Below are 17,325 nucleotides of genomic sequence, written 5' to 3'. Positions count from 1 at the left end.
GAAAAAACGCATGGCGCGACCCATCCGGCTCCGCCATGAAATCTGCCCTGTCGGGCGCTACCGGGTTCATTGCCTGATCTCTCGAAAACTCGTGTAGTGATCGCTGGTGTAGTAGCAGGCATCGGGCGCGCGCGCAGCGCCGCCACAGACGATGCGCCGCGCGCCGCGCTGGGCCACCCCCGGCGTGCGCACGGTGTATTCACGGTAGTAGCCGCGCTTTTTCGCGGGCAGCTGCCGTTCGCGATTGCCGAAGACCGAGCCATCCTTGTCGTAGGGAAACGGCCCACCCTCACGAATCAGCGCGTAGGTGGCGCGCCCCTGGGGGGGCAGGTCGGCCAGCGCTATGGGAGGGGGGGCTGCAGTTTCCGGGGCCTGTCGCGCGGACGCGACAGCCGGCGCAAGTACGACCGCCGCACCCAGAGCACACGCTACAACTGCCTTGTACGCCCGGATGGCGACAGCCTTCAACATCCACTACACCTTTCAGAAACTACGGGTTAACCCGAAATTTCGACCCGGTAGTGTGACAAAAAGACCGCCAAAAGGCAAGCGCCTGCCCAAAAAATGGGCAGGCGCACGAGGGTTAATACGGGCTGCTTGCGCTCTGCGGGGGAATTTACCGCGAGGCGTTGGCGTCCGCCACCGTGAGCGCGGTCATGTTCACGATGCGCCGCACCGTCGCGCTGGGGGTGAGGATGTGCACGGGGGCGCCCGCGCCCAGCAGCACCGGCCCGATGGCGATATTGCCGCCCGCCGTCGTCTTGAGCAGGTTGTAGGAGATGTTGGCGGCGTCGATGTTGGGCATGATCAGCAGATTGGCGTCGCCCGCCAGCGTGCTGTGGGGCATCAGCGCCACGCGCGCCTTGCCGTTGAGCGCCACGTCGCCATGCATCTCGCCGTCCACCTCCAGCCACGGCGCCTGCACGCGCAGCAGCTCCAGCGTCTGGCGCATCTTCACGGCGCTGGGCTGGTTACTGTTGCCGAAGTTCGAGTGCGACAGCAGCGCCGCCTTGGGCTTGAGGCCGAAGCGCATCATTTCCTCGGCCGCCATGATGGTGATTTCGCAGAGCTGCTCGGCCGTGGGGTCGTAGTTGACGTGGGTGTCCACCAGGAAGATCTGGCGGTCGGGCAGCATCAGCGCGTTCATGCAGGCGTAGGTGTCCACGCCCGCGCGCTTGCCGATCACCTGGTCGATGTACTGCAGGTGGTGCGTGGTGTGGCCCCAGGTGCCCACGATCAGGCCGTCCACCTCGCCCTTGTGCAGCAGCATGGTGCCGATCAGCGTGAGGCGCCGGCGCATCTCGATCTTGGCGATGGGCACCGTGATGCCCTTGCGCTCGGTCATGCGGTGGTAGGTCTGCCAGAAGTCGCGGTAGCGGTGGTCGTTCTCGACGTTGACCACGTCGTAGTCCCGCCCTTCCTTCAGGCGCAGGCCGAACTTTTCTATGCGCTCGGCGATGACCGTGGGGCGCCCGATCAGCGTGGGGCGTGCGATGCGCTCGTCCACGACGATCTGCGCGGCGCGCAGCACGCGCTCCTCCTCCCCCTCGGAGTAGGCCACGCGCTTCTTCGCCGCCATCTTGGCCGCCGTGAAGATGGGCTTCATGGTCGTGCCCGAGGCATAGACGAAGGTCTGCAGGTGGTCGCGGTAGGCGTCCATGTCGGCGATGGGGCGCTGCGCGACGCCGGAATCAAAGGCGGCCTGGGCCACGGCCGGCGCGATCTTCATCATCAGGCGCGGGTCGAAGGGCTTGGGAATCAGGTACTCCGGCCCGAAGGCCAGGGGCTCGCCGGCATAGGCCTTGGCCACGACCTCGCTCTGCTCGGCCTGGGCCAGCTCGGCGATGGCATGGACGGCGGCGATCTCCATCTCCGTGGTGATGGTGGTCGCGCCGCAGTCCAGCGCGCCGCGGAAGATGTAGGGGAAGCACAGGACGTTGTTGACCTGGTTGGGGTAGTCCGTGCGGCCCGTGGCCATGATGGCGTCGTCGCGCACGGCCTTCACGTCCTCGGGCGAGATCTCGGGGTTGGGGTTGGCCAGCGCCAGGATCAGCGGCCTGGCGGCCATCTTGCGCACCATGTCCTGCTTGAGCACGCCGCCGGCCGAGAGGCCCAGGAACACGTCGGCACCTTCGATCACCTCGGACAGCGTGCGCGCGCCGGTCTTCTGGGCGAACTGGGCCTTGTCTTCGTCCATGAGCTCGGTGCGGCCCTCGTAGACCACGCCGGCCAGGTCGGTGACCCAGATGTTCTCGCGCGGGATGCCGAGCTTGACCAGCAGGCCCAGGCAGGCCAGGGCCGCCGCGCCGGCGCCCGAGGTCACGAGCTTGATCTGCTTCGGATCCTTGCCCACCACCTTCAGGCCGTTGAGGATGGCCGCGCCCACGACGATGGCCGTGCCGTGCTGGTCGTCGTGGAAGACCGGGATCTTCATGCGCTCGCGCAGCTTGCGCTCGATGTAGAAGCAGTCGGGGGCCTTGATGTCCTCGAGGTTGATGCCGCCGAAGGTGGGCTCCATCGCGGCGATGATCTCGACGAGCTTGTCGGGGTCCAGTTCGTCGATCTCGATGTCGAACACGTCGATGCCCGAGAACTTCTTGAACAGGACTCCCTTGCCCTCCATGACCGGCTTGCCGGCCAGCGCGCCGATGTGGCCCAGGCCCAGCACGGCGGTGCCGTTGGTCACCACGCCCACGAGGTTGCCGCGCGCGGTGTAGCGGAAGGCGGCCGCCGGGTCCTTCACGATCTCTTCGCACGGCGCGGCCACGCCGGGCGAATAGGCCAGCGCGAGGTCGTGCTGGTTGATCATCTGCTTGGTGGACGCGATGGTGATCTTGCCGGGCTGGGGAAACTCGTGGTATTCCAGTGCCGCACGGCGCAGCAGGGCGCGTTTGTCGGTGGTGTCGGGGGCCGTGTTCTCGGGCATCAAGCGTCTCCAGCAAAGACAGGGGCGGCGGCCGCATCGCCGCATGGGCACGCCGCCGACATTAGGGGGAGCCGATTGTAGGCCCGTCGCCTCGGGGACAGCCGCAGGCGAAACAGTTGTGATCCGGCAGCGTCCAATCAGGAGGCGTCAGAGCGCGTCGAGCGGGAAGACCGGCCTGTGCACCCGGGTGAACGGAAAGCGCGCGTAGTCCGAGGTCGTGGCCCCGGGGCTGTCGCATTCCACCAGCCCGGCGGACAGCGGCACGAACACCGGCCGGCAATACATGCGCGACTTGAGCAGCAGGAAGCGGAAACGCGTGGGGTCCAGCCCGACGCAGTGGAACACCCCCAGGTCCCAGGGCTCGTGCGTCTGCTCGGTCACCACGATCTGCGCGGCGCCCGTGTCGAAGCACACCGTGCGGCCCATGTGGCAGCGCTGGCCGGTGTAGATCGGGCCCGTGACGGTGTAGCTGCCGTCGCTCACCGCGCGCACCGTGCCGCGCAGGCGCAGCGGCTGCTTGGCCAGGCCGATGCTGGTGAGCGGCACCTTGTTGCCCAGGTCGATCTCGACCTCGGCGCCTTCGCCCGCCGCGATCAGCCGGCCTGCGGCCTCGGGGTCGCACAGCGGCCCCACGGCGATGCCGGTCATGCCTTGCGCCAGTGCCGCCTGCAGCACGTCCATGGTGTCGCAGGTGCCGCCCGACATGCAGTTGTCGCCATGGTCGAGCAGCAGCACGGGCTTGGTGGCGCCCTCGGCCAGGCCCTGGGCGCGGCGCAGCGAATCGGCCAGCGGCTCGCTGCGGTACACGTACTCGGCGCGCCGCTGCCAGATCTGCCGGGCGAGGCCGTCCACGGCGGCTTGGGTGGCAGGGGCGTCCTCGGTGCGGCAGGTGGCGACCACGCTCATGCACGGCGCCTCGATGTCGGCCAGCGAGAAGCCGCCGAACACCGATACGGCGGGCAGGCCCGAGCGCTCCAGCGCGCGCGCGTTCTCGACGGCGTCGCGCATGGGGCCTTCGAGCGTGGTGCTGCGCAGCGTGTGGCTCATGAGCGGCAGGCGGTGCCAGCACACGCGAAAGCGTGCCTCGCCGCGCAGTATCTGCAGCAGCAGGCGGCCCGCGTGCTCGCCGGTCTCGTACATGTCGATGTGCGGGTAGGTCTTGAAGCCCACCATCACGTCGGCGTTTTGCACCATCTTTTCGGTGACGTTGCCGTGCAGGTCCAGCGCCACGCCCACGGGCACGCCGGGCGCGGCGGCGCGCACGCGTTCGAGCAGGTCGCCCTCGCCGTCGCTGGTGTGCTCGGCCACCATGGCGCCGTGCAGGTCGAGCAGGATGGCGTCGCAGCCCGGCGCGGCATCGACGATGCGACGCGTGAGCGTGTCGTAGGCCGCGGCGTGCACGGGGCCGCTCGGGTTGGCGGTGGCCGAGACGGGCGTGACCAGCGTGGCGCCCAGGCCTTCGGCGAGTTCGATGAACGCGGCCATGGCCGTGCGCATGCTCTTGTTGGCGCGGTAGGCGTCGGCGCCATAGGTGGGCGAGAACGCCTCGATGGGCGTGGGCACGGGCGAGAAGGTGTTGGTCTCGTGGTTGAGGCGCGCGATCAGGATCCTCATGCGGCGACCTCTGCCTGCGCGAGCATGGCGCGCAGCAGCACGTTGCAGCCGGCCTCCAGGTGGGCGGGCTCGGCATCCTCGATCTCGTTGTGGCTGATGCCGTCGGCGCAGGGAACGAAGATCATCGCGGCCGGCGCCACGCGCGCCACGTACACGGCGTCGTGGCCCGCGCCGCTGACGGTGTCCATGCTGCTGTAGCCCAGTTCGGCGGCGCCGGCGCGCACGGCCTGCACCAGGTGCGGTGTGAAGGGCTGGGGCGGGAAGTACACCACCTGCTCCACTGCGGCCTGCACCTGGCATTCGGCGGCGATGCGCGCGCAGGCGGCGCGCAGCGCGGCGTCCATGTCCTGCAGCTGGGCGTCGTCGGGCGCGCGCAGGTCCACGCTGAACTTCACGCGGCCGGGGATCACGTTGCGCGAGTTGGGGAACACTTCGAGCGAGCCCACGGTGCCACGCGCGTGCGGCATGCGCTCCACGGCGATGCTGTTGACCTCGGCCACGATGCGGCTCGCGGCCAGCAGCGCGTCGCGCCGCAGCTCCATGGGCGTGGGGCCCGCGTGCGCCTCCATGCCCTGCACGGTCACGTCGTACCAGCGCTGGCCCAGCGCGGCCTGCACCACGCCGATCACGCGCTGGTGCTTCTCCAGCACCGGGCCCTGCTCGATGTGCGCCTCGAAGTACGCGCCCACGGCGTGCGCTGGGCCGCTTTCGCCCGCGTAGCCGATGGCCGCGAGCGCCTCGCCCACGCTCACGCCCTGCGCGTCGCGCTGCGCCAGCGCGTGCTCCAGCGTGAAGGCGCCGGCGAACACGCCCGAGCCCATCATCACGGGCACGAAGCGCGAGCCTTCCTCGTTCGTCCACACGGCGACCTCGATGGGCGCGTGCGTGCGGATGCCCGCGGCGTTGAGCGTGCGCACCACCTCCAGGCCCGCGAGCACGCCGTAGTTGCCGTCGAACTTGCCGCCCGTGGGCTGGGTGTCGATGTGGCTGCCGGTCATCACGGGCGGCAGGGTGTCGTCGGTACCCGCGCGGCGCGCGAAGATGTTGCCGATGGCGTCCACGCGGATGCTGCAGCCGGCCTCGCGCGCCCATTGCACGAACAGGTCGCGGCCCTGGCGGTCGAGCTCGGTGAGCGCGATGCGGCATACGCCGCCCTTGGGCGTGGCGCCGATGCGCGCCAGATCCATGAGCGATTGCCACAGGCGCGCGCCGTCGATGCGCAGCGCGGCGATGGGTGAAGATTGCATGTCCATGAGAGTCCCCTTGTCACACCAGGCCGACGCCTAGATAGCGGTCCAGGGCGGCGGCGTCGGCCAGGAATTCGGCGTTCGTCGCCTCGTGCGCGACCACGCCCTGTTCGATGATGTAGTGCCGGTCGGCGAGCTGCGTGCAGACTTCCAGGTTCTGCTCCACGAGCAGGATGGACACGCCCGCGGCCTTGATGGTCTTGAGCTGCGCCACGATCTCCTCGACGATCACGGGCGCCAGGCCCTCGACCGGCTCGTCGAGCATGAGCAGGCGCGGCGCGTTCATGAGCGCGCGGCCTATGGCCAGCATCTGCTGCTCGCCGCCCGAGAGCTGGCCACCGCCGTTGCCGCGGCGCTCCTTCAGGCGCGGGAAGATGCGGTATACGTCGTCGAGCTGCCAGGGCGACTTCTTGCGCTGGGCCAGCATCAGGTTCTCCTCCACCGTGAGCAGCTTGAAGATGCCGCGGTGCTCGGGCACGAGGCAGATGCCGCGCTGCGCCACCTGGTGCGTGGCGAGCCGGTGCGTGGCCTCGCCGCCGAAGCGCACCTGCCCCTGCGTGGGCTGCATCACGCCCGCGATGGACTTGAGCGTGGTGGTCTTGCCCGCGCCGTTGCGGCCCAGCAGGGTGACGAGTTCGCCATCGCCTACGCGCAGCGAGACGCCCTGCAGCACGTGGCTCTTGCCGTAGTGGGCGTGGATGTCCTCCACCGAGAGAAGCGGTGCTGCGCTCATGCCTTGCCTCCGGTGATCATGTTGCCCAGGTAGGCGCTGCGCACGCGTTCGTCGGCGCGGATCTCGTGCGGCAGGCCCTCGGCCAGCACGCGGCCCTGCTGCATCACGGTGATGGTGTCGGAGATGTCCATGACGATGCCCATGTTGTGTTCGATGAGCACCACGGTGTGCTCGTCCTTGAGGCCCTGGATCAGCCGCTTCATGTCGTCCAGGTCGTCGATGCCCATGCCCGATGTCGGCTCGTCCAGGAAGATGGCCTTCGGGCGCGCGGCCAGCGCCATGCCCACCTCCAGCCGGCGCTGCTGGCCGTGCGAAAGGTTGCCTGCGGGCGTGTCGGCATGGCGCGCGAGGCCCACGCGCGCGAGCACGCTGGCCACCGTGTCGGCGCACGAGCGCCTGCCCACGGGCGGGCTCCAGCAGTTCAGCGCCATCGCGGGCGCCACGCCCTGGGCGGCCAGGCGCAGGTTCTCGCGCACGGGCAGGGTGAGGAACAGGCTGGTGACCTGGAACGAGCGTGCCATGCCGCGGCGCACGCGCCGGTGGTCGGGCTCGCGCGTCACGTCGTGGCCGTCGAACAGGATGCGTCCGCCGCTCACGCCCTTGGTGCCCGTGAGCATGTGGAACAGCGTGGTCTTGCCCGCGCCGTTGGGGCCGATGACCGAGTGCACGGTGTTGGCGCGCACCTTCAGGTCCACGCCGCCCAGGGCGACGAACTTGTCGTAGCGCTTCTCGACGCCCTGGGCTTCGAGCAGGATGGGGGATGCCGCGGCGCTCATGCGTGCTCTCCCGCCGCGCCCGCGCCGGAGGGCCGCGGCCCCTTGCGCCGCAGCATGCCCCACAGGCTCTCGCCCAGGCCCCAGAGGCCGCGCTGCAGCCCCAGGCTCACGACCATGAGCACCACCCCCAGCAGCAGCAGCCAGCGCGGCCACAGCGTGGAGAGCCAGTCGCCCAGCAGCACGTAGAACGCCGCGCCCAGCACCGAGGCCAGCAGGTTGCCGGTGCCGCCGATCACCGTCATCACGATGATCATCTCGCTCGTGTGGTACTCGGCGTTGGACAGGGGCGCGATGCCGGTCATCATCGCATGCAGCGCCCCGGCCAGGCCCGTGACGGCGCCGGAGATCACGAAGGCCTGCAGCTTCAGCAGGCGCAGGTCGTATCCCACGGCGGCGGCGCGCTCTTCGTTGTCGCGCACGGCCAGCAGCGTGCGGCCGAACACCGAGTCGCACGCGCGGCGCAGCAGCCAGAACGCCACCAGGAACAGCGCGGCGACGAAGCCGTAGTACTGCCAGGGCGAGGCCAGCGGCCACAGCGTGTGGCCCGCGATGGCCAGCGACGGGCGCGGGATGTCCAGCAGGCCGTTGTCGCCGCCCGTGAGGCCGGGCAGCGAGTAGGCGATGAAGTAGAACATCTGCGCGAACGCCAGCGTGAGCATCACGAAATACGTGCCGCGCTGGCGGATCGCGATCCAGCCCACGACGGCCGCGCCCGCGGCCCCCATGGCGATGGCCGCCAGCAGCGCCAGCGGCATGGGCAGGGGCCAGCGCGTGAGCAGCAGCGCGATGGTGTAGCTGCCCAGGCCGAAGAAGATGCCCTGTCCGAACGACAGCAGCCCCGTGTAGCCCAGCAGCAGGTTGCAGCCCATGGCGGCCAGCGCGAAGATCAGCACCTCGCTCGCGAGCGAGCCCGAATGCATGAACAGCGGCATGGCGACCACGATGGCCAGCGCGAGAAGAAGATGGGAGTGCCTGGTCATGGGGATCATCCTTTGCGGCCCAGCAGGCCATGGGGGCGCAGCAGCAGCACGGCGGCCATGGCCACGTAGATCATGATGCGCGCGCCTTCGGGCCACAGCGTGCTCATCACGCTTTGCACCACGCCGATGAGAATGCCGCCCACCAGCGCGCCGCTGAAGCTGCCCAGCCCCCCCACGACCACGATGACGAAGGCCACGCCCAGAGCCTCGATGCCCATGAAGGGCTCGGCGCCGCGGATGGGCGCGGCCAGCACCCCCGCCAGCGCCGCCGTGGCCGCGCCCAGCGCGAACACCAGGCTGAAGATGCCGAACACGTTCAGGCCCAGCAGCGACACCATCTCGGTCGATTCGCTGCCGGCGCGCACCGCGCTGCCCAGGCGCGTGCCTTCGAGCACCCACCACAGCAGTACCGCGAGCACGGCGGTGAAGCCGATCACGAACAGCCGGTACTTGGGGTAGACGAAGCCGCCCCACATCACCACGCCCTGCAGCAGATCGGGCGTGGCCACGGTGTCGCCCAGCGGCCCCCACTGCAGGATCACGAGCTCCTGCACCACGAGCGCCAGGCCCACGGTGACCAGGATGTGGAACTCGTGCGGCTTGGCGTACACGTGGCGCAGCATGAGCTTTTCGGTCAGCCAGCCCAGCGCGCCCACCACGACCGGCACGACGGCCAGCGCCAGCCAGAAGCTCAGGCCCCAGCGCATCATCTGGTAGCAGAAGTACGCGCCCAGCAGGTAGAAGGCGCCGTGCGCGAAGTTCACGAAGCGCAGCAGGCCGAACACGATGGACAGGCCCACGGCCAGCAGGAAATACAGCATGCCTATGCCGATTCCGTTGATGGTCTGCAGCAGGTAGATGCTCATACGGCGGTTCCGGGACGCTCTGGGCGGCAGGGGTCAGGCCAGCTTGCAGCCGGTCTTGTCGACGGGCAGGAAGGACTTGCCGGAGCTGATCACGTCCACGTAGTCGTCCTTGTTCTTCATCTTGGACTTGGCCTTGCCCTTGAGCAGGTAGTAGTTCTTGAGCACCTGGTGGTCGGCCTTGCGCACTTCCTCCTCGCCGGTCAGGCCGTCGTACTTCATGCCTTCGAGCGCCGCGATCACGGCCTTCTGGTCCGTGGAGCCCGCCTTGGCGATGCCGTCGATCAGCAGCTTGGTGCAGATGTAGTGGCCCGCCAGGCTGTAGTTGGGGTTGGACTTGAACTTGTCCTGGCAGCGCTTGACGAGGTCGCGGTTGAGCGGCGTGTCGGCCGTGTGCCAGTACTGCGCGCCGAAGTACACGCCGTCGCACAGGTCGGCGCCCAGCGACTCGAACTGCTCCAGGCCCGACGCCCAGGCGATCAGGATGGTCATGTTCTTGTGCATGCCGAAGCTGATGGCCTGGCGCAGCGTGTCGGACGACTGCGCGCCGAAGTTCAGCAGCAGCAGCACGTCGGGCTTGGCGGCCATGGCGTTGGTGAGGTAGCCGCTGAACTCCTTCTCTGTCAGCGAGTGGTAGCTGTTGCCCACGTGCTCGACGCCCTTTTCCTTGAAGATGTTCTTGGCGGCGGTGAGCAGGCCGTCGCCGAACACGTACTGCGGCGTGATGGTGTACCAGCGCCTGGCCTTCGGGTTGGCGTCGAGCAGCGGGCGCACCGTCTGCTCGATGGCGCCGAAGGTGGGCACCGACCAGCGGAAGGTGGCGCTGTTGCAGTCCGTGCCCGTGAGCTCGTCGGCGCCCGCGGTGGTGATGAAGAGGCCGCCGGCCTTCTCGGCCTCCTTGCCCATGGCCAGCGCCTCGGACGAGAGGATGCCGCCCACGAAGAAGCGTGCGCCCTGCTGCTGCGCCGCCTCCTGCACCTTGCGCACGGCGGTGGCGGGCTTGCCCTCGGTGTCCAGCAGCGTGCAGGCCAGGGGCCGGCCCAGCACCTTGCCGTATTGCTCGATGGCGAGCCTGGTGCCCAGGTCGGCGAACTTGCCGTTGGCCGCGAACGGGCCCGACATGGGCACGGGGCAGCCGAACTGGATGGATCCCTGGGCCTGGGCCCAGGCGGCGGGCGACAGGCCCATCGATGCGGGCAATGCGCCCAGTGCGGACAGCTGCAGGAAGTGGCGACGTTGCATGGGGGACTCCGTTGTGGGTTGGTGAAGGCGCAATCGGCCCGGCTCGTGTCAGGGCGCGATGCGTGCCAGCCCATGGAGATGCGCGCGCCCTTGGGTCATATTTATAGTGACAAATAGAATGAATATGACGCGTACAAACCCTGAAGGCCGTCGCGGCGCCCACGCTTGCGGTGCATACTGGCCTGGCGATACCGGTCAGAGGGAGCAGCGCGTCCGCATACCCTGGAGAAAACACGACAATGGCTATACAGAACCCGTCTTCCATGGCGATCAAGCAGCTCAAGCGCTCCGATCTCGTGGCCCGGGAGATCAAGCGGCTGATCACCGAGAAGAACCTGAGCCCCGGCGACCGCCTGCCGCGCGAGGGCGAGCTGCAGGCGCAGTTCCAGGTCAGCAAGGGCACGATCCGGGAGGCGCTCAAGTCGCTGGAGGTGCAGGGGCTCGTCACCATCTCCACGGGGCCTTCGGGCGGCGGCACCATCGTCGAGGTGCCGCTCGACCGCACGCTGCAGTTCATGCAGAACTACCTGTTCTTCCAGGAGGTGACGATCGACGACATCTACACCGTGCGCCAGATGCTCGAACCCGAGTTGGCCGCGGGCGCCGTGCCGCACCTGACCGATGCCGACTTCGACGCGCTGGAGCACAGCATCGCCTGCTGCGACCCCACGCAAAGCCAGGGCGATCTGCTGAGCCAGCGGCGCGAGGACGTGAACTTCCACGACATCCTCGCGGCGGCCAATCCCAACCCCTTCCTGCGCTTCACGTGCGAGCTGATCAACGAGATGATCCGCCAGCTCATCGTGTTCGGCAACCGCACGCCGCAGACCGAGCACCGGCGCTTCGGCGAGGCCAACGCGCAGTTCCACCGCGACATCGTGCAGGCCGCGCGCGCGCGCGACGCCGAGAAGGTCCGCGCCCTCATGCAGCGCCACATGCAGGACGCGGCCAGCAGCGTCAAGCGCATGAAGGGACGCATCCAGGGCCGCCTGATCCTCGACGCCGACACGCTGCGCCGCCCGCGCGCGGCGCCCGCCGCCAGGCGCCCGGGCAAGCGCACCGCCGCCGCCGAATGAGCGGGCGCGCGGCGCCGCCGCGGATCAGGCCGCGGCGGCGGCGCTGCCCTGCGCCACGACGCGGTTGCGGCCCTGCTCCTTGGCCGCGTAGAGGGCCTGGTCGGCACAGGCAAGCAGCGCCTGGGGCTGGTCCGCGTGCTGGGGGAAGGCCGCCACGCCGCACGACAGCGTGGCCGCGAGCTCGCCGCCGGCCGACTGCACCCGCAGCGCCTCGAATGCCAGGCGCAGCGCCTGCGCCCGCTCGATGGCCGCGGCCACCGGCGTGCCGTCCAGCACCAGCAGGAATTCCTCGCCGCCCAGGCGGCACGCCAGGTCCTGCGGGCGCGCATGGCGCAGCAGCAGCCGGGCCAGCGCCTGCAGCACCGAGTCGCCCGCGGCGTGGCCGTGGGCGTCGTTGATGCGCTTGAAGTGGTCGATGTCGATCAGCAGCACCGACAGGGGCGTGCCCTGCTCGCGGCAGCGCCGCAGCGCGGGCGCCAGCGCTGCGTCGAGCTGGCGCCGGTTGAACAGGCCCGTGAGCGGGTCGCGCAGCGCCTGCTCCCGCAGCTGCGCCTGCAGGGAGCGGATCTCGTCGAACTGCCCGCGCAGCTGCGCATGCACCTGGTGCTGCGCCAAGGCGCGGTCGTAGCCGTCGCGCGCGAACGCGAAGAGGTACAGCCCCAGCGCGAGCATGCAGAGCAGGGAAGTGCGCAGGTCCGTATCGGGGTGCCACGACGGCAGGGCCGCGGTGGCCGCGAGCGCGATGCCCGCCGCCATCCACACGACGAGGCGCACGCCCCCGCGCGCGCCATGGAACACCACCATGTTGATGCAGCCGGACGCGCACAGGATGAAGGTGATCCACAGCGGAAACCCGAGCGCGCCCACCCAGATGCCGGCCAGGACGATGTCGGCATCCATGTTGTGCATCTCCGCGCGCCGCTGGTCGGGCGCGCGGCGTGCGCGCCAGTAGGCGGCCTGGGGGTAGACGAGGTAGTTCAGGGCCAGCGCAGCCCAGGCCCACGCCGGGGCGCCGGTGGCCAGCAGGTGCGAGCCCATGGCCAGGAACAGCAGTATGTAGAACACGCTGCGGTTGCGCCGGTTCATGCGCACCGTCCAGTGCACGCCGTCCCGGCGGGAGGGCTCAGGGGTCAGTTTCATCGGCGGGCCGTTTGTTGCCCGCGACTGTAGCAGGGCGTGCGGGCCCCGTGTCCCGCATGCGCGAAGGCCGCGCCCGGCAAGGCCGGTGCGCGGCAGGGGCGCCGGCGGCCTGCTCGCGGCGGATCAGCGGCTGCTCGGGAAGCTGAACACCGCGCCCTCGCGCACGCCCGCGCTGGGCCAGCGCTGCGTGATGGTCTTGCGCCGGGTGTAGAAGCGCACGGCGTCGGGGCCGTAGGCGTGCAGGTCGCCGAACAGGCTGCGCTTCCAGCCGCCGAACGAGTGGTAGGCCACGGGCACGGGCAGGGGCACGTTCACGCCCACCATGCCGACCTGGATGTGGTCGGTGAACCAGCGCGCGGCCTCGCCGTCGCGCGTGAAGATGCAGGTGCCGTTGCCGTATTCATGGTCGTCGATGAGCTGCATGGCCTCCTGCAGCGTCTGCACGCGCACGATGCCCAGCACCGGGCCGAAGATCTCCTCCTGGTAGATCTTCATGCCGGGCCTGACGTGGTCGAACAGGCAGGGGCCGAGGAAGTAGCCCTCCTCATGGCCGGCCACGCGCAGGCCGCGGCCGTCGATGAGCAGCCGGGCGCCCTCGATCACGCCGCTGTCCACGTAGGCCTTCACCTTCTCGTAATGCTGCCGGGTGACCAGCGGCCCCATGTCGTTGCCGTCGTCGGTGCCGGGGCCGACCTTCATCCTGGCGATCTCCGCCGACAGGCCGGCGATCAGCGCGTCGGCGGCTGCGTCGCCCACGCAGACGGCCAGCGGCACGGCCATGCAGCGCTCGCCGCAGCTGCCGAAGGCCGCGCCCATGAGGGCGTTCACGGCGTTGGCGATGTCGGCGTCGGGCATGACCACGGCGTGGTTCTTGGCGCCGCCCAGGGCCTGCACGCGCTTGGCCATCTTGCAGCCCTCGGCGTAGATGTGCTCGGCGATGGGCGTGGAGCCGACGAAGCTCACGGCCTTCACGCGCGGGTCGGCGAGCAGGGTGTCCACGGCCAGCTTGTCGCCGTTGACCACGTTGAGCACGCCGGGCGGCAGGCCCGCCTGCAGCGCCAGCTGCGCGATGAACAGGGCGCTGCTCGGGTCGCGCTCGGAGGGCTTGAGGATGAAGCAGTTGCCGCAGGCCACGGCCATGGGCCACATCCACAGCGGCACCATGGCCGGGAAGTTGAAGGGCGTGATGCCGGCCACCACGCCCAGGGGCTGGAACTCGCTCCACGAGTCGATGTTCGGGCCCACGTTGCGGCTCATCTCGCCCTTGAGCAGCTCGGGCACGTAGCCCGCGTATTCCACGTTCTCGATGCCGCGCTGCAGCTCGCCGTGGGCGTCGGCCAGCACCTTGCCGTGCTCGGCGGTGATCATGGCGGCGATCTGGTCGGCATGTTCTTCCAGCAGCAGCTTGAGCTTGCCCATGACGCGCGCGCGCTTGAGCGGCGGCGTGTCGCGCCAGGCGGGGAAGGCGCGCGCTGCGCAGGCGATGGCCGCCTCCACGGTGGCCTTGCCGGCCAGCGCCACGTTGGTGGTCGATTGGCCCGTGGCGGGGTTGAACACGGGCTGGGTGCGCTCGGTGTCGGCGACGATCTGGCCGTCGATCAGGTGGCCGACGGTGGAGGCGACGGACTTGTCGTTGTGCATGGTGTTTTCAGGCAAGAATTTGCCTCCAGCGCTTATCGGTCAAGCGCTGGAAGCTATCAAAAATGAGTGTCAGGCGGTTTCGGCCAGCGCGTCGCCCAGCGCGCTCGCCAGGCGCTCGATCTCGGCCTCGGTGCTGATGAAGGGGGGCGCGAGCTGGATGGTGTCGCCGCCGTAGCGCACGTAGAAGCCCTTGTCCCAGCATTTCATCGCGACCTCGTAGGGGCGGCGCGCCGGCTCGCCCGGCAGCGATGCGATGGTGAAGCCCGCGGCCAGGCCGTAGTTGCGGATGTCCAGCACGTGCCTGGCGCCCTTCAGGCCGTGCACGGCGTTTTCGAACACGGGCGCCAGCGCCCGCACGCGCGCCGGCATGTCCTCCTTTTGCAGGATGTCCAGCACCGCGTTGCCCGCCGCGCAGGCCACGGGGTGGGCCGAGTAGGTGTAGCCGTGGGCGAACTCCAGCATGTACTCGGGCCCGCCGGCGGCCATGAAGGTGTCGTAGATGTCCTTGCTGGCTATGCAGCCGCCCAGGGGCTGGGCGCCGTTGGTCACCTGCTTGGCGAAGTTCATGATGTCGGGCGTGACGCCGAACACCTCGGCCCCCGTCCAGCCGCCGCAGCGGCCAAAGCCGGTGATGACCTCGTCGAAGATCAGCAGGATGTCGTGCTGCGTGCAGATCTCGCGCAGGCGCTGCAGGTAGCCGGCCGGCGGAATCACCACCCCGGCCGAGCCGGAGAACGGCTCCACGATCACGGCGGCGATGTTGCTGGCGTCGTGCAGGTTGATCACGTCCAGCAGCTTGTCGGCCAGCGCGCGGCCGTCGGTAGCCGGCATGCCGCGCTGGAACGAGCCCAGGGGCGGCTGCGTGTGCGGGATGTGGTCGGCCTCCACGCCCTGGCCGAACAGCTTGCGGTTGCCCACCATGCCGCCGACCGAGATGCCGCCGAAGTTCACGCCGTGGTAGCCCTTCTCGCGGCCGATCAGGCGCGTCTTGCCGCCCTGGCCCTTGGCGCGCCAGTAGGCGCGCGCCATCTTCAGCGAGGTGTCGGCCGCCTCGGAGCCCGAGCCGGTGAAGAACACGTAGTCCAGGCCCGCGGGCGTCAGGTCCTTGATGCGGTTGGCCAGCTCGAACGAGGCCGGGTGGCCGAACTGGAAGGCGGGGGCGTAGTCCAGATTTGCGGCGGCCTGGCCGATTGCCTCGGCCACCTCCCTGCGGCCATGGCCCAGGCCCGAGCACCACAGGCCGGACAGGCCGTCGAAGATCTTGCGCCCCTCGGCGTCGGTGTAGTAGGCGCCCTGGCCGCCCACGATCATGCGCGGCCTGGCCTTGAAGTTGCGGTTGCCGGTGAAGGGCATCCAGTGGGCGTCCAGCCAGGCGGCGTCCTGGCGGATGGCGGCGGTGTTTGCGTCGATGACGGCAAAGGACATGGCGGTCTCCTGATGGGTATGCGCCGATTGTTGGCTGCGGCGATAATCCGTTGAAGCAACAAATATCCACGTTCGCTTGCCAGTTCATGCAAGTAAAAACCGCCCCCCGCCCGCGCGCCGTGCTGGGCCAGCTCTCCGACATGGACCTGCGCCTCCTGCAGGTGTTCAAGGCCGTGGTCGAGTGCGGCGGCATGGCCGCGGCCGAGCTGGAGCTGAACATCGGCACCAGCACCGTGAGCCGCCACGTGAAGGACCTGGAGACGCGCCTGGGCCTCACGCTGTGCCGGCGCGGGCGCGCGGGCTTCGCGCTCACGCCCGAGGGGCAGCGCGTGTACGAGGAGACGCTGCGCCTGCTGGCCTCGGTGCGGGGGTTCCTGGGCAGCATCGACGACATCCACGCGCGCATGGGCGGGCAGCTGGCCGTGGCGGTGTTCGACAAGACCGCCAGCAACCCGGCCGCGCGCATCCACCAGGCGATCGCCGCCTTCACCACGCAGGCGCCGGACGTGCAGCTGCAGCTGCACGTGGCCAGCATCAACGCCATCGAGCGCGGGGTGATCGACGGCAGCTACCAGGCGGGCATCATCCCCGCGCACCGCAGCTCGCAGAGCCTGGTCTACACCGACCTGTTCGGCGAGGCCATGCTGCTCTACTGCGGCGCGGGCCATGCGCTGTTCGGCGCGGCGCACGGTGGGCTGGACTGGGACGCCGTGCGCGCCTACCCCTTCGCGGGCCTGGGCTACCACTCGCCCAACATGGAGCTGAGCCACGAGGCGCGCCTGACGCGCAGCGCCACGGGGTTCGACCAGGAGTCGATCGCCACGCTGGTGCTGTCGGGGCGCTTCCTGGGCTTTCTGCCCGACCACTATGCCGAGGGCTTCGAGCGCCAGGGCCGCATGCGCGCCGTGCGGCCCGACCTGTTCCGCTACGACTGCCGCTTCGTGAGCCTGGCGCGCCGCTCGCCCGAGCCCAGCCGCGCGGCGCAGCTGTTCGGGCGCTGCCTGCTGGACGCGCATCAAAACGGGCTCTAGCGCTTGCCAGTCAAGCGCTGACAGCTATCGAAAACAAAGCGCCGCTCAAGTGCCGGCGTGAATGGCCGATACCATGGAGACCATGACCCCGCTCGCCTCCATCGCCCGATCCGGCCTCCAGGCCGCGCAGCTGCGGCTGGACAGCAGCGCCCACAACGTCGCCAACCTGGGCACGCCGGGCTTCGCGCGCCAGGCGGTGGACCAGCAGGCCGCGCCCGCCCTGGGCGGCGTGCAGGCGCAGGTGGCGCGGCCGGGGCAGCCCGGCGCCGCCCTGGAGGCCGAGGCCGTGGAGCAGATGGCGGCCACCTACGCCTTCAAGGCCAACCTGCTGGTGCTGCGCACGGCCGACGAGATGGCCGGCGCCTTGCTCGACGTGCGCGCCTGAGCGGCGGCGGCCTCGCGCCGGCGCAGCGCGCGCTCCCACGCCTTCTCGTGGAAGAAGAACGCCACGGCCTGCACCGTGGGCTCCAGCAGGCTCAGCGTGAGCGAGGCGATCAGGTTGCCCGTGACGGCGTAGGCCACCAGGGCGGCCACGCAGACGTGGATCACGTAGTAGCTGCCGGTCTTCATCAGCGTGGGCAGGTTGTGGCGGGCGACGGTGCGGATGCGGGACATGGCGGGCTCCTCGGGA

General features: G+C 69.6%; 16 protein-coding genes. 3 read left to right on the top strand and 13 right to left on the bottom strand.

Annotated features, from left to right (window positions below):
- Positions 1 to 66 precede the first annotated feature (66 nt).
- From ACX12L_RS05455 to ACX12L_RS05415, 9 genes are all read right to left on the bottom strand, one after another.
- Positions 67 to 471 carry a guanyl-specific ribonuclease gene (locus ACX12L_RS05455; RefSeq protein ID WP_459261665.1) on the bottom strand — a complete coding sequence of 135 codons (405 nt, stop codon included), beginning with the start codon at positions 469 to 471 and terminating at the stop codon, positions 67 to 69.
- Between the two features lie 145 nt (positions 472 to 616).
- Entirely contained in the window at positions 617 to 2,926 is a 2,310-nt protein-coding gene (locus ACX12L_RS05450; RefSeq protein WP_459261664.1) for an NADP-dependent malic enzyme, read from the bottom strand.
- 147 nt (positions 2,927 to 3,073) lie between these two features.
- Positions 3,074 to 4,540: a M81 family metallopeptidase gene (locus ACX12L_RS05445; protein ID WP_459261663.1), complete on the bottom strand. Its 1,467-nt coding sequence runs from the start codon at positions 4,538 to 4,540 to the stop codon at positions 3,074 to 3,076.
- Positions 4,537 to 5,793 (bottom strand): Zn-dependent hydrolase, encoded by a 1,257-nt coding sequence (locus ACX12L_RS05440; RefSeq protein ID WP_459261662.1) that lies wholly within the window; start codon positions 5,791 to 5,793, stop codon positions 4,537 to 4,539. Before ACX12L_RS05440 ends, ACX12L_RS05445 begins: the two co-directional genes overlap by 4 nt.
- Positions 5,794 to 5,806: 13 nt before the next feature.
- On the bottom strand, positions 5,807 to 6,520 hold the full coding sequence (locus tag ACX12L_RS05435; RefSeq protein ID WP_459261661.1) for an ABC transporter ATP-binding protein: 714 nt from the start codon (positions 6,518 to 6,520) through the stop codon (positions 5,807 to 5,809).
- A complete protein-coding gene (locus ACX12L_RS05430; protein WP_459261660.1) occupies positions 6,517 to 7,296 on the bottom strand; it encodes an ABC transporter ATP-binding protein in 780 nt (259 codons plus the stop codon). Before ACX12L_RS05430 ends, ACX12L_RS05435 begins: the two co-directional genes overlap by 4 nt.
- Positions 7,293 to 8,276: a branched-chain amino acid ABC transporter permease gene (locus ACX12L_RS05425; protein ID WP_459261659.1), complete on the bottom strand. Its 984-nt coding sequence runs from the start codon at positions 8,274 to 8,276 to the stop codon at positions 7,293 to 7,295. The genes ACX12L_RS05430 and ACX12L_RS05425 overlap by 4 nt, the downstream gene beginning before the upstream one ends.
- Positions 8,277 to 8,281: 5 nt before the next feature.
- Positions 8,282 to 9,142: a branched-chain amino acid ABC transporter permease gene (locus ACX12L_RS05420; protein ID WP_459261658.1), complete on the bottom strand. Its 861-nt coding sequence runs from the start codon at positions 9,140 to 9,142 to the stop codon at positions 8,282 to 8,284.
- A 33-nt stretch (positions 9,143 to 9,175) separates the two neighbouring features.
- Positions 9,176 to 10,381: an ABC transporter substrate-binding protein gene (locus tag ACX12L_RS05415; protein WP_459261657.1), complete on the bottom strand. Its 1,206-nt coding sequence runs from the start codon at positions 10,379 to 10,381 to the stop codon at positions 9,176 to 9,178.
- A gap of 239 nt (positions 10,382 to 10,620) precedes the next feature.
- Between ACX12L_RS05415 and ACX12L_RS05410 the strand changes: the two genes are divergently transcribed.
- The gene (locus ACX12L_RS05410) at positions 10,621 to 11,457 is read left to right on the top strand and encodes a FadR/GntR family transcriptional regulator (protein ID WP_459261656.1); all 837 of its coding nucleotides are present in this window, start codon (positions 10,621 to 10,623) and stop codon (positions 11,455 to 11,457) included.
- 24 nt (positions 11,458 to 11,481) lie between these two features.
- On the opposite strand, the gene ACX12L_RS05405 is transcribed toward ACX12L_RS05410, so the two are convergent.
- From ACX12L_RS05405 to aptA, 3 genes are all read right to left on the bottom strand, one after another.
- Positions 11,482 to 12,597: a sensor domain-containing diguanylate cyclase gene (locus ACX12L_RS05405; RefSeq protein ID WP_459261655.1), complete on the bottom strand. Its 1,116-nt coding sequence runs from the start codon at positions 12,595 to 12,597 to the stop codon at positions 11,482 to 11,484.
- 123 nt (positions 12,598 to 12,720) lie between these two features.
- Entirely contained in the window at positions 12,721 to 14,238 is a 1,518-nt protein-coding gene (locus ACX12L_RS05400) for a CoA-acylating methylmalonate-semialdehyde dehydrogenase (RefSeq protein ID WP_459261709.1), read from the bottom strand.
- A 69-nt stretch (positions 14,239 to 14,307) separates the two neighbouring features.
- Complete coding sequence (gene aptA / locus ACX12L_RS05395) at positions 14,308 to 15,663, bottom strand: omega-aminotransferase AptA (protein ID WP_459261654.1); 1,356 nt, start codon at positions 15,661 to 15,663, stop codon at positions 14,308 to 14,310.
- Positions 15,664 to 15,749: 86 nt separating this feature from the next.
- On the opposite strand from aptA, the gene ACX12L_RS05390 reads away from it, so the two are divergent.
- Both ACX12L_RS05390 and ACX12L_RS05385 read left to right on the top strand, forming a co-directional pair.
- Positions 15,750 to 16,694 (top strand): LysR family transcriptional regulator, encoded by a 945-nt coding sequence (locus ACX12L_RS05390; protein ID WP_459261653.1) that lies wholly within the window; start codon positions 15,750 to 15,752, stop codon positions 16,692 to 16,694.
- A gap of 82 nt (positions 16,695 to 16,776) precedes the next feature.
- On the top strand, positions 16,777 to 17,079 hold the full coding sequence (locus tag ACX12L_RS05385; protein ID WP_459261708.1) for a flagellar basal body protein: 303 nt from the start codon (positions 16,777 to 16,779) through the stop codon (positions 17,077 to 17,079).
- Here ACX12L_RS05385 and ACX12L_RS05380 read toward each other — a convergent pair.
- On the bottom strand, positions 17,001 to 17,309 hold the full coding sequence (locus tag ACX12L_RS05380; RefSeq protein WP_459261652.1) for a DUF2061 domain-containing protein: 309 nt from the start codon (positions 17,307 to 17,309) through the stop codon (positions 17,001 to 17,003). The two genes, ACX12L_RS05385 and ACX12L_RS05380, sit on opposite strands and share 79 nt — an antisense overlap.
- Between the last annotated feature and the right edge of the window lie 16 nt (positions 17,310 to 17,325).

This window comes from Alicycliphilus sp. T452 (assembly GCF_054512775.1).
Note: the sequence above shows the minus strand (reverse complement) of the source record. Positions and strands in the feature narration are given on the sequence as shown.